At 63.8% G+C, this 11517-nt stretch carries 8 protein-coding genes; 3 read left to right on the top strand and 5 right to left on the bottom strand.

Annotation, left to right across the window (positions count from 1 at the left end; all coding sequences use genetic code 11):
- Positions 1 to 25 precede the first annotated feature (25 nt).
- Complete coding sequence (locus BRAS3843_RS39415; RefSeq protein WP_008967759.1) at positions 26 to 235, top strand: DUF6496 domain-containing protein; 210 nt, start codon at positions 26 to 28, stop codon at positions 233 to 235.
- A 185-nt stretch (positions 236 to 420) separates the two neighbouring features.
- Here BRAS3843_RS39415 and BRAS3843_RS05455 read toward each other — a convergent pair whose 3' ends face one another.
- Positions 421 to 1302 carry a Ku protein gene (locus BRAS3843_RS05455; RefSeq protein WP_008967758.1) on the bottom strand — a complete coding sequence of 294 codons (882 nt, stop codon included), beginning with the start codon at positions 1300 to 1302 and terminating at the stop codon, positions 421 to 423.
- Between the two features lie 124 nt (positions 1303 to 1426).
- On the opposite strand from BRAS3843_RS05455, the gene ligD reads away from it, so the two are divergent.
- Positions 1427 to 4096: a DNA ligase D gene (gene ligD / locus BRAS3843_RS05450; RefSeq protein WP_008967757.1), complete on the top strand. Its 2670-nt coding sequence runs from the start codon at positions 1427 to 1429 to the stop codon at positions 4094 to 4096.
- A 124-nt stretch (positions 4097 to 4220) separates the two neighbouring features.
- Here the strand turns inward: ligD and BRAS3843_RS39410 are convergent, their stop codons facing one another.
- Positions 4221 to 4385 (bottom strand): DUF3309 family protein, encoded by a 165-nt coding sequence (locus tag BRAS3843_RS39410; protein ID WP_008967756.1) that lies wholly within the window; start codon positions 4383 to 4385, stop codon positions 4221 to 4223.
- Between the two features lie 169 nt (positions 4386 to 4554).
- Here BRAS3843_RS39410 and BRAS3843_RS05445 point away from each other — a divergent pair, with 169 nt between their 5' ends.
- On the top strand, positions 4555 to 4866 hold the full coding sequence (locus BRAS3843_RS05445) for a polyhydroxyalkanoic acid system family protein (RefSeq protein WP_008967755.1): 312 nt from the start codon (positions 4555 to 4557) through the stop codon (positions 4864 to 4866).
- Here BRAS3843_RS05445 and treY read toward each other — a convergent pair.
- The 3 genes from treY to glgX are packed head-to-tail and all read right to left on the bottom strand — an operon-like array spanning position 4863 to position 11516.
- Complete coding sequence (treY, locus tag BRAS3843_RS05440) at positions 4863 to 7676, bottom strand: malto-oligosyltrehalose synthase (RefSeq protein WP_008967754.1); 2814 nt, start codon at positions 7674 to 7676, stop codon at positions 4863 to 4865. The genes BRAS3843_RS05445 and treY overlap by 4 nt on opposite strands.
- 1 nt (position 7677) lies before the next feature.
- Positions 7678 to 9444, bottom strand: coding sequence for a malto-oligosyltrehalose trehalohydrolase (gene treZ, locus BRAS3843_RS05435; protein WP_008967753.1), 1767 nt, complete (start codon positions 9442 to 9444; stop codon positions 7678 to 7680).
- Entirely contained in the window at positions 9441 to 11516 is a 2076-nt protein-coding gene (gene glgX, locus BRAS3843_RS05430) for a glycogen debranching protein GlgX (protein ID WP_008967752.1), read from the bottom strand. Before glgX ends, treZ begins: the two co-directional genes overlap by 4 nt.
- Position 11517: the final 1 nt, after the last annotated feature.

Raw genomic sequence — 11517 nt, 5'->3', positions numbered from 1 at the left:
CGCATCCGCGAAAGTCGGACGCGCCATGAAGAAGCGGAAGGCCGGGACGTTGAAGAGCGGCCGTTCGGGGCGCAAGGTCAAGAGCCGCAAACAGGCGATCGCGATCGGTCTGTCGGAAGCGCGCCGGGCGGGACAGAAGGTGCCGAAAAAGAAGAGCGCCCGGGCGTCGTCGAAGAAATCCGCAAAGAAGTCCAGCAAGAAGTCGACGAAGAAGCGGGCTTCGAAGAAGAGCTGAGCTACCGCACCGTTATGGCCGGGCGAGGTCCCGGCCATCCACCGTCATTGCGAGGGGCCAAGCGACCAAGCAACCCGGATCTTCCCGTAACCTCATTGGCTTACTTCCGCCGTCGCCCCTCGGGCCGTGGCCGACACGGCGTTCCAATGACGGAATTTCAGGGGCTTTCAGCGGTGTCGATGACACTACCCCGCCTTCCGCTGTCGCGCCGCCGAACGGTGCGTCTTCTTGGCGGAGCGGCGCTGGGCGCGAGGCCGGCGAGCCGACGCGCGCGAGGGCTTCGTGGTCCGCTTGGCCTTCAGGCTCTGCTTGAGCGCATCCATCAGGTTGATCACGTTGCTCGGCCGCTCCTCGGGCTCGGGCAGCTTGACCGGCTTGCCGGCGGCCTTGCGCTTCACCAAGGTCTTCAGCGCAGTGTCGTATTCGTCCTTGAAGGTCGCGGGATCGAAATGCGCCGCCTTCGTCTGAAGGATATGGCCCGCGAGCTCGACCATGTCCTTGGTGATCTTGGGTGCCTTGATGTCGTCGAAGAACTCGCTCTCGTCGCGCAGCTCATACGGAAAGCGCAGCGTGGTGCCGAGCATGCCCTTGCCGAGCGGCTCGATCGCAATGATGTGCTCGCGATGGGTCAGCACGATGCGCGCCAGCGCGACGCGGTCCTGATCCTTCATGGCATCCCTGATTACGGCGAAAGCGTCGAGCGCGGCCTTGCCGTCCGGCGCGATGTAATACGGATGGTTCAGGTAGCGTTGATCGATCTCGTCGCGGGGCACGAAGCTGTCGATATCGATGGTATGGTTGCTCTCGATCTGGACAGCCTCGAGCTCCTCCGGCTCGATCTCGACATATTGCCCGTTGGACAGCTCGTAGCCGCGCCCCTTCTGCTCGCCCTCGACGATGTCGCCGGTCTCAGAGTCAACCATCTGCTGCTTGAGCCGGTTGCCGGTCTCGCGATTGATCAGGTGGAAGCGGGTTTTCTCGGTGGACGTCGCAGCCGGATAGAGCACGACCGGGCAGCTGACCAGCGACAGCTTGAGTGTCCCTTTCCAATAGGCACGCGGCGCCATCCCTTGAACTCCGGCTGTTTGGCATGAAGGTCTGGGAACCCCAACTGATCTCAGGGGTTTTGGTTCCGGGTGGCGGCCCGGACGTGTTAGGCTGGCGCCGCTTGGCTTCAGTGGGATCAAGGTCGTGGCGCTGAAAAAGCTTTCCACTTACCGCAAAAAGCGGGATTTCGACAAGACCGCGGAGCCTTCGGGCGACGCCAAGGTCGCGGCAGCCGAGCGGCCGCGCTTCGTGATCCAGAAGCACGATGCGACGCGCCTGCACTACGATCTCCGGCTCGAATTTGGCGGCGTGTTCAAGTCCTGGGCCGTGACCAAGGGCCCCTCGCTCGACCCGCATGACAAACGGCTTGCGGTAGAGGTCGAGGATCACCCGCTCGACTACGGCGACTTCGAAGGCACGATTCCGGAAGGCGAGTATGGCGGCGGCACCGTGATGCTGTGGGACCGCGGCTATTGGGACAGCGACGATCCCGAGCGCGGTTTCAAGAAAGGCGATCTGAAGTTCACGCTTCAAGGTAAGAAGCTGCACGGCAGCTGGGTTTTGGTGCGGATGCGCCATGATCGCACCGGCGGCAAGCGCACCAACTGGCTGCTGATCAAGCATCGCGACGAATTCGCGCGCGAGGGTGAGGCCAACGATATCCTGGCGCAGGACAAATCTGTTGCCTCGGGTCGTACGGTGGAGCAGATCGCGGCTGGCAAGGGCAGGGCACCCAAGCCGTTCATGCTGGCCAAGACGAACGCGGCGAGCGCGGATGCCGTCTGGCACTCCAACCGCGGCGAAGCGCATGAGGCACGGTCGCGCAAGTCGGCTGCGACCAAACCGGCGGCCCAAAAAAGTGTGGAGCCGAAGAAAGTGTCGGCGATGCCGGACTTCGTTGCGCCCGAACTCTGCACCTCGGTCGAGCGTCCGCCGGGAGGCGACGGCTGGGGCCACGAGATCAAGTTTGACGGTTATCGCGTGCAGATCAGGGTTGAGGGCGACGAAGCGACCCTGAAGACGCGCAAGGGGCTGGACTGGACTGCGAAGTTCGGTGCCATCGCGGAGGAAGCGGCAAAGCTGCCGGATGCGATCATCGACGGTGAGGTCGTTGCCCTGGACGCGGAAGGCAATCCGAATTTCTCGGCGCTGCAGGCCGCGCTCTCCGAGGGCAAAACGGATGAGCTGATCTACTTCGCGTTTGACCTGCTGTTTGCTGAAGGGCTCGACCTGCGTCGGCTGCCGTTGCGCGAGCGCAAGGCGCGCCTGCAGAAATTGTTGAAGGCGAATATCAAGGGCAGGAATCCGCACATCCGCTATGTCGAGCACTTCGAGAGCGACGGCGAGACCGTGCTGGAGTCTGCGCGCAAGCTGAAGCTGGAAGGGATCGTCTCGAAGCGGCTTGATACGTCTTATCATTCCGGCCGGAGCGAGAGCTGGACCAAGGCGAAGACGCGACCGGGCCATGAGGTGGTGATCGGTGGCTGGAAGACGACGAACGGCAAGTTCCGCTCGCTGATGGTCGGCGTCAACAAGGACGATCACCTCGCCTACGTCGGAGTCGTCGGTACCGGCTTCGGCCAGGACAAGGTCAAGCAGATCATGCCGGCGCTGGAAGCGGCGGCCTCCAACAAGAGCCCGTTCAGCGGCGAGAATGCCCCGCGCAAGACACGCGACATCCATTGGCTCAAGCCTGACCTGGTGGCGGAGATCGAGTTTGCCGGATGGACCGACGGCGGCAATGTACGGCAGGCCTCGTTCAAGGGCTTGCGCCAGGACAAGCCGGCGAAGGAGGTCGTTGCCGATGCGCCGGTGATGACCAAGATCACGCAGCCGGTCGCACGTGCAGCCGCGACCGCGACGAGCGCCGGCACCGCCATATTCAAAGCGCCGTCGAAGCCGAAGCGCGAGGCCGAGGTGATGGGCGTTCTCATCTCGAAGCCCGACAAGGCGCTATGGCCGGATGGCGGCGATGGCGCTCCGGTCACCAAGCTCGAGCTGGCGCGCTATTTCGAAACGGTCGGCGAATGGATGATCGGTCACCTCAAGGGCCGCCCGTGCTCGATCGTGCGTGCGCCTGACGGCATCGACGGTGAGAAGTTCTTCCAACGCCACGGCATGCAGGGCACGTCGGAGCTGCTCGAGCTTGCCAAGGTGTCGGGTGATCGCAAGCCGTATCTGGAGATCGATCGCGTGGAAGGATTGGCGGCGGTGGCGCAGGTTGCCGCCGTCGAGCTGCATCCCTGGAACTGCGCGCCGTACGCCTATGATGTGCCGGGACGGCTGGTGTTCGATCTCGATCCGGCGCCGAACGTTGCCTTCGAGGAGGTGATTGGGGCGGCGAAGGAGATGAGGGAGCGGCTCAACAGCGTCGGGCTCGAAAGCTTCTGCAAGACCACCGGCGGCAAAGGCCTGCATGTGGTCACGCCCTTGCGTCATGGCGCGCGCGACAAGGTGACGTGGCCGGAAGCCAAAGCGTTCGCGCAGGGCATCTGCCAGTGGATGGCCAATGACAGCCCGGACCAGTATCTGCTCAACATGTCGAAGCGGCTGCGCAAGGGAAAGATCTTCCTCGACTATCTGCGCAACGACCGGATGTCGACGGCGGTGGCTGTGTTGTCGCCGCGCGCGCGCGAGGGCGCCACCATCTCGATGCCGCTGACCTGGGCGCAGGTGAAGAACGGGCTTGATCCGAAGCGCTATACGATCCGCACGGTGCCGGCGCTGCTTGCCAGGACAAAAGCGTGGGAGGGATATGACGAGGCCGAAGGCTCGATCAAGGCGGCGATCAAGCAACTGTCGGGGAAGCTATGAGCTCGCGAAGGCGCTCGTACTGAAGGCGAATCACTTGCGTTTCGCTGCTCAGGACGAGACCGAACAGGAACCGGGCATGGCTTTGCCATGCCCGCCCCGGTCGGTGATCAATGATGCGTTCGGATCAGATGCGTCCGAGCAGGACCAGGATCAGAATGATCACGATGATCAGCCCGAGACCGCCGCCACCATAGTAACCGGTGCCGTAGAACGGACCGCCGCCGATCCCGGAAAAGCCGCCGAGCAGCGCGATCACGAGAATGATCAGGATGATTGTTCCGATTGACATGATAGTCCCTCCTCCAGCCCGCATGGGGTGACGTTGCACTTGCGTTCGCCGAGGAAACTGGCGGGAACTTCGAAAGTTCCGGAACGAGGGCAGGGAAAATGCGTGCTGTGTCTTTGCAGCCGCAGGTGGCGTAACTACATCTAAGCGATTGGCAGGAAGGAGATTTCCGATGTCTGCGCCACTCGTCATCTCGATTCCGCATCGTCTCGGCAAGGATGAGGCGGTGCGCCGTCTGCAGAACGGGCTCACGCGGGCCGCCGCCAGCGTGCCGGTGCTGAAAGTCGACGAGGAACGCTGGGATGGCGACCAGATGTTCTTTCGTGTCCGCGCGCTTGGTCAGGCCGCGTCGGGCCACATCGACGTCGCCGACGACTATGTCCGCGTGGAAGTCGTTCTGCCCTGGTTGCTGCAGCGCTTTGCGGAAGCTGCACAGGCCGCCATTCGCAGCCGCGGGCAGCTGCTGTTGTCGAAGAAGAGCTAACCGGTGGAAGCATCCGCCTGCGCAGCTGCCGGCTTCTGAAATGGATGCACGGCGCGGTCTGCCCGAGCGCCGATCACAGCCGCCGGCAGATGGCTGAATAGGGAGGACACCGGCAGCTCGCTCACGTTGTCCCCGTCCGCGATTCTGTAGCCTTCAAGGCGCACGGCGGCATCGAAGGCATCTCGGCCCGGCCAAGCGCGGCCACTGTCGGTGAACGGCGCAAACGCGCGGGCGACAATCGTGATTGCGGCATCACGTCCGCGCCGCCGCGCAAAGGCGATGATGTGCTCGCGGTGTGGTCCGCTGACCTCCAACGGCTCGTAGCTGCCTTCCGTGAACACCAGCGCCAGCTCACTTCGCAATTTCAGCAAGCGCCGCGTCCAGGCAAGCTTGATCCGCCCATCCGGCCAATGTTGCGCCAAGCTCGCCCAGTCCGGGTCCTCGACCTCGCGCAATGCCGCCTCGCGCGCCGCAAAATCGACCGGGCGCCGATTGTCAGGATCGACCATCGAGAGATCCCAGAACTCGGTGCCTTGATAGAAATCGGGCACGCCCGGCATCGTCGCTTTCAACGTGATCTGGCTCAGCGAATTCAGCGCGCCCAACAGCGCAATACGCTTCGCCAATGTTTCCAGCGACTGCAGGAATTCCGGTGACCGCCCCCGATCGAGGATGCGCTCGATGAAGAGGCGCAAGCCTTTTTCATACGCCTCATTGGGATTGAGCCAGGATGTCTCCTGCTTGCCTTCGCGCGCAGCCTTCAACGCATAGGCCTGCAGCCGCTCCGGCAAGGTGTCGTCAGCTCCATGCACGGGCCAGATTCCGATCAAGGTCTGGTACAGCATGTATTCGAAAGCCGCCGACGGCGCGCGCATGTTGCCTTCGGTCACCACGTTCGGCGCGTTCAGCAGCTTCCAGCGCGCGACCGTCGAGGTCCAGTCGTTGGGCAGTTCGGTCAGCGCCATCAAGCGTGTGCGGGCGTCTTCGCCGCGCTTGGTGTCGTGTGTCGCGGTGGCAGTCAGGCCGTGCGGCCAATCCCTGGCACGCTGCCGCATCAATGCGTGGAAATCAGCAATCGACAGGCCCTGCGCAGCCGGATCGCCGCCGACCTCATTCAGCGCCAAAAGCCGATGGTAGCGGTAAAAGGCGGTATCCTCCAGCGACTTTGCCATCATCGGGCCGGTGAACTGCTGCACCTTCAGGGCGAACCGCCGAACGCGCGGCGCGCTGTGTGTCGCATGGCGATCGCCCTTGACGAGATCCATCGTGAGCGCGTCGCGCAGGAAATCGAAGATCGAGCCGTCGGACGCGAACCATTCGGCGCGCGCCCGTTCGATCGCGCGATCGATCAGGGCGCGATCCGCCGCGGTCGGGCCAGCGCCTGTGAGATAGGTGCGATAGACCGGGAAATGGAGCACGTAGAGTTCGAGCGCCTGGCGCAAACTGTCTTCCGAATAGTCGCGCGTCGAATAGTGCCCGTTGGCAATGCGCGCGAGCAGGCGCGTAAGCACGGTGAATTCACTCGTCAGCAGGGTTTCCAGCACACGTCGTTTGGCCGCTTTGAGCAGTGGCTCCAGCCGCGGCGAGATGTTGCTGATCTGGCGCCAGATCTCGTCGAGCGGCTCAAGGCCTTTGCGATCGATCAGCACCTGGGTGATGACATTCATCCACTCGTAGCCGGTGGTGCCGTGCACGCCGGCGAAGTGCGGCAGCTTCTCGTGCTCGCAGACGATCTTCTCGATCACGACGTAGAACGGCTGTGCGGCCGGTCCGCGCGCGTCGCGGATCAATCGGCGCAGCCGCTGGAAATATTGTGCGGGGTCGCGCAGACCATCGATATGGTCGAGCCGCAGGCCCTGCAACTGGCCGTCGGCGATCAGCTTTCTCACCAGCCGATGGATCGCCTCGAACGTGCCGGCGTCCTCGACGCGCAGGCCGGCAAGCGTATTGACGTCGAAGAAGCGGCGATAGTTGATATCGCTGGAGGCGAGCCGCCAATGCCCGAGCTTGTAGTGCTGCCGCTCCAGGAGATGATGCAGGGCCAGCGTCTGTGCCGGGCGGTCAGGGCCGGCGCGATAGGCGGCAAGCCCTTGTCCGATGAGGTCGGCTGCGCCTGGGATGTCCTTCAGCTCCGCCTTGAAGGCGGGCGCCTCCTTGCGGTTGGGGTGTCGCAGGCCGCGATAGCGCGAGGCGAGCTCCAGGATCTTTTCGCCGGCCTCGCTCTGTTCGGCGCCGGCGTCCTTGACGATCACCCGGAGGATCTCGCCATAGCGCTCCGGCGCGATCGGCAGCCGGTGCTCGAAGTACCAGCAGGAGAAGCTGCCTTCATTGGCGTCATAGCGCAGCTCGATCTCGCCGCGTTCCAGGGCCTCGCCGTAGAACGAGCCAAGGATGGGCAGCAGCACGCCGCCGCGCGCCCGGTAGGGGAGTTGGTCCCAGTCGATGTCGAACGAGTCCGCATGCGGTGATGCCTGGCCCCATTCGAGCACGTCGAGCCACCAGGGATTGTCGTCGTAGTGAACGCCCACATGGTTCGGCACGAAGTCGAGGATCAGCCCGAGGTCGTTGTCCTTCAGTGCGGCAGCGAGCCGAGCAAAACCTTCTTCGCCGCCCAGCTCGGGATTGAACTTGGTATGGTCGGTGATGTCGTAGCCGTGCGTCGAGCCCTTGCGCGCCTTCATGAACGGCGAGGCATAGAGATGGCTGATGCCAAGCGCCTTCAAATAAGGCACGACGCGCGTAGCGGCGTCGAAGTTGAAATCTGCGGTGAGTTGCAGGCGATAGGTGGCGAGCGGGATGGCCGGAGGCATGTTACCCTCCGATGCTCCAGAACACGGACCAGGGTAGCAGGCGATCGGCGGGCGTCCCGCCCCAGATCAGCGTGCCGGGGAATTCCGACGAAGGACCTGCGATCTCCTTGCCCGAGACATTGGCGAGCAGTCGCAATTTGGTGCCGTCGCCCATCAGCCAATAGGCGGTGAGGCGCCCATCGTCGGTCACGTGAGCTTCGCCGAAGCGCGCGCCGGGAAGCCGTGGCGCGATCTCCTTGTGACGCAGCCTGAGCAGGTCTTGCACCAGCGCCAGGCGTTCCTTGCCCGGGCTCGTGTTGCGCGCCTCCCAATCGATAACAGCGGACTTGAACGTCTCGATGTCCAGGGGATCGGGGACCTCATCGCCGTATTTGGCGTAGGCCCACGCATATTCGGTGCGGCGGCCCTTGCGCACGGCATGTGCAAGGTCGCCGTTGAAATCGCAGAAGAACGGGAACGGCCGCGTCGAGCCCCATTCCTCGCCCATGAACAGCATCGGCACGGTCGGCGCGAGCAGGGTGACGGCCAGCGCGGCCTGGATGCCCTCGGCGGGTGCCAGAGCCTCCAACCGGTCGCCAAACACCCGGTTGCCGATCTGGTCATGGTTCTGCAGGAAGTTGACGAAGGCGCCCGGTGCCAGATGCCCGCTCGGCTCGCCGCGTGGACTGCCGCCCCAGAACGCGGCCGGCTCGCCCTGGTAGACGAAGCCGGAGCCGAGCGTCCGGGCCAGACCACCGCGCGGCGAGTCCTGATAGTCGCCGTAATAGCCGGCGTCCTCGTCGGTCAGCATCACGTGCCAGACGTGGTGATAATCGTCGTTCCACTGCGCCCGGAACTTGCCGCGCGGAGGATCTTCATCCGAATCCAACATGCTGGCGAGGTTGTCGCCGTTCTCCAGCACCAGGTGGATATGGCGTCCTGTCTCCTCCGCGAGCTTGCCGGCCGCTGCACTCAGCTCATGCAGCATCGGCACTTCCCCTGGCGGCGTCAGAATGTGGTTGATGGCATCGAACCTCAGGCCATCGAACCTGTAATCAGCCAGCCAATGCAGCGCGTTCTCGATTGCGTAGGCGCGCACCTCGGGCAGGCCATAGTCGATGGCGCTGCCCCAGGGCGTGTGCGCGTCGGTGAAGAAGGTCGGCGCGTAGCGGCCGATATAATTCCCCTCGGGGCCGAAATGGTTGTAGACGACGTCGAGGAACACCATGAGCCCGCGCAGATGCGCTTCGTCGATCAGCGTGCGCAGATCGTCGGGGCGGCCGTACGCACTGTCCGGCGCATAGAGCAGCACGCCGTCATAGCCCCAGTTGCGGGTCCCTGCGAAATCCGCCAGCGGCATCAGTTCGAGCGCCGTGATGCCGGTCTCGACCAGATGATCGAGCTTGCCGATCATCGCGTGGTAGCTGCCCTCAGCCGTGAACGTGCCGACATGGCTTTCCAGGAATACCGCATCCTGCCAGGGGCGGCCACGCCAGTCCTTGGCGCGCCAGGCGAAGCTGGCGTGATCGATGACCTCGCTCGGACCAAAGACGTCCTCGGGTTGAAAATCAGAGCCGGGATCGGGCACGTCGAGTTCGCCGTCGATGCGGAATTTGTAGCGCGTCCCCGCGCCGACACCGGGGACGTCGAGCCCATACCAGCCGTGTTCGCTCGGCTGCATCGGCCGCGGCGTGTCGAGCACGAGGTCGACGCGCTTGGCACCCGGAGCCCATAGGCGGAACGAGACGCCATCCTTGGTCAGACGAGGACCAAACTGACGCGGCCTCATGACAGGCCTGCGAAGGCCAGCACGGAGCGGGGCGGCGCCACGAGTTCGGCGCCGGAAGCGAAGTCAGCCGGCGTCTGCTTGGCTTCCGTCGTATCGAGAACCTGTTGCCACGTCTTGTATTCGGCGAGCTTGGGCAAATTGAATCCGATCTCTTCGGGGGCCGCGTTCAGGACGATAAAGATCGGCAACTGCTCCGGTTCCACCGGACCGAGCACATAGGCGAGAAATCGCCCATCGGGAAACGTCCAGTCCTCCTGCGTCATCTCCTGTGCCGACGGCGTAAGCCAGAGCACGCCGAAACTGCCGTCGGGGCGCCGGCCATCGAGCCAGCGGCGGGCGCGAATCTGACCGAACCTGCGGCGCAGCTCGGTCATGTGGGCGATGAAGTCGACGAGATCGTCGCCTTCGCGTCCCATTCTGCCCCAATCGACCCAGCCGACCTCGTTGTCCTGGCAATAGGCATTGTTGTTGCCGTTCTGCGAATTGCCGACCTCGTCGCCGGCGAGCAGAAGCGGCAGACCTTGCGCGAGGAACAGACAGGCGAGCTGGTTCTTGCGCAGCTGCCGGCGCAAGGCGTTGATCGCGGGATCGTCGGTCGGTCCCTCGACGCCGCAATTGTTGCTGTGATTGTCGTTGGAGCCGTCGCGGTTGTCCTCGCCATTGGCCTCGTTGTGCTTCGAATTGTAGCTGAAGAGGTCGGCGAGCGTGAAACCGTCATGGACGGTGACGTGGTTGACACTGGCGCGCTGCGTGCGCCCGTCATGATTGAACAGATCGGACGAGCCGGTCATCCGGCTCGAGACTTCCCCGATCAGGCTGCCCTGGCCGCTCCAATAGCGGCGCATGGCGCTACGATAGCGGTCGTTCCATTCCGACCATTGCGATGGAAACGCACCGACCTGATAACCACCGAGACCGACGTCCCAGGGCTCGGCCACGAGCTTCACGCCGGCCAGGATCGGGTCCTGCCGGATCGCGGTGAGGAAGGCGCTAGCGCGATCATAGCCATGCGGGCCACGCGCCAAGGTGGTGGCGAGGTCGAAGCGGAAGCCATCGACATGGCAGACTTCGACCCAGTAGCGCAGCGAGTCCATCACCATCTGCAGCACGCGCGGATGGGTGAGATTGACCGACGAGCCGCAGCCGGTGAAGTCGTCGTAGTAACGCGGATTGTCGGGCTTCAGCCAGTAGTAGGAGGCGTTGTCGATGCCGCGGTAACACAAGGTCGGGCCGAGATGGTTGCCCTCGGCAGTGTGGTTGTAGACGACGTCGAGCATCACCTCGATGCCGGCATCGTGCAGCCGGGCGACCATGGTCCTGAACGCATCAAGCGGATTGTCCTGGGCGTAGCGCGGCTCGGGCGCGAAGTAGGAGATCGTGTTGTAGCCCCAATAGTTCACGAGCTTCTTCTCGACCAGCATGCGATCGTCGATGAAGGCGTGGATCGGCAGCAGTTCGATGGTGGTGACGCCAAGCCGCTTCAGGTGCTTGATCATGGCGGGCGAGGACAGTCCGCCATAGGTGCCGCGCAGGTTCGGCGCCACGTCCTCGCGCTTGATGGTCAGCCCTTTGACATGGGCCTCGTAAATGATGGTGTCTTCCCAGGGGATGGAGGGACGCATCTCGCGGCGTCCCCAATTGAAGGTCTCGTCGACGACGACGGCCTTCGGCATACCGCGCGCATTGTCGCGCCGGTCGAAGGAGAGATCCTCGCGCGGGCTTCCGGCGCGATAGGCGAAATGCGCATCGCTCCAGACCAGGCGGCCGGCGAGCCGCTTGGCGTAGGGATCGAGCAGCAGCTTGTTCGGATTGAACCGATGGCCGCGCTCCGGCTCATAGGGGCCATAGACGCGATAGCCGTAGAGCTGCCCCGGCGAGATGTCGTTGAGATAGCCGTGCCAGACATCCTCGGTCCGTTCCGGCAGATCGATCCGCTCGATCTCGCGCCGGCCCTGGCTGTCGAACAGACACAGCTCGACCTTCTCCGCGTGGGCCGAAAACAATGCAAAATTAGTCCCGCGCCCGTCCCAGCTTGCACCGAGACGGGTGGGCGTTCCGGCCGACAGCCGCATC

This window comes from Bradyrhizobium sp. STM 3843 (genome assembly GCF_000239815.1).
Lineage (GTDB): Bacteria > Pseudomonadota > Alphaproteobacteria > Rhizobiales > Xanthobacteraceae > Bradyrhizobium.
This window is presented reverse-complemented; position numbering and strand designations above follow the sequence as displayed.

What these genes read in the sequence shown, in the direction of transcription:
- BRAS3843_RS39415 (WP_008967759.1), top strand. Translation starts at nt 26, where the DNA reads ATGAAGAAGCGGAAGGCCGGGACGTTGAAGAGCGGCCGTTCGGGGCGC.
- BRAS3843_RS05455 (WP_008967758.1), bottom strand. Translation starts at nt 1,302, where the DNA reads ATGGCGCCGCGTGCCTATTGGAAAGGGACACTCAAGCTGTCGCTGGTC.
- BRAS3843_RS39410 (WP_008967756.1), bottom strand. Translation starts at nt 4,385, where the DNA reads ATGTCAATCGGAACAATCATCCTGATCATTCTCGTGATCGCGCTGCTC.
- BRAS3843_RS05445 (WP_008967755.1), top strand. Translation starts at nt 4,555, where the DNA reads ATGTCTGCGCCACTCGTCATCTCGATTCCGCATCGTCTCGGCAAGGAT.
- treY (WP_008967754.1), bottom strand. Translation starts at nt 7,676, where the DNA reads ATGCCTCCGGCCATCCCGCTCGCCACCTATCGCCTGCAACTCACCGCA.
- treZ (WP_008967753.1), bottom strand. Translation starts at nt 9,444, where the DNA reads ATGAGGCCGCGTCAGTTTGGTCCTCGTCTGACCAAGGATGGCGTCTCG.
- glgX (WP_008967752.1), bottom strand. Translation starts at nt 11,516, where the DNA reads ATGCGGCTGTCGGCCGGAACGCCCACCCGTCTCGGTGCAAGCTGGGAC.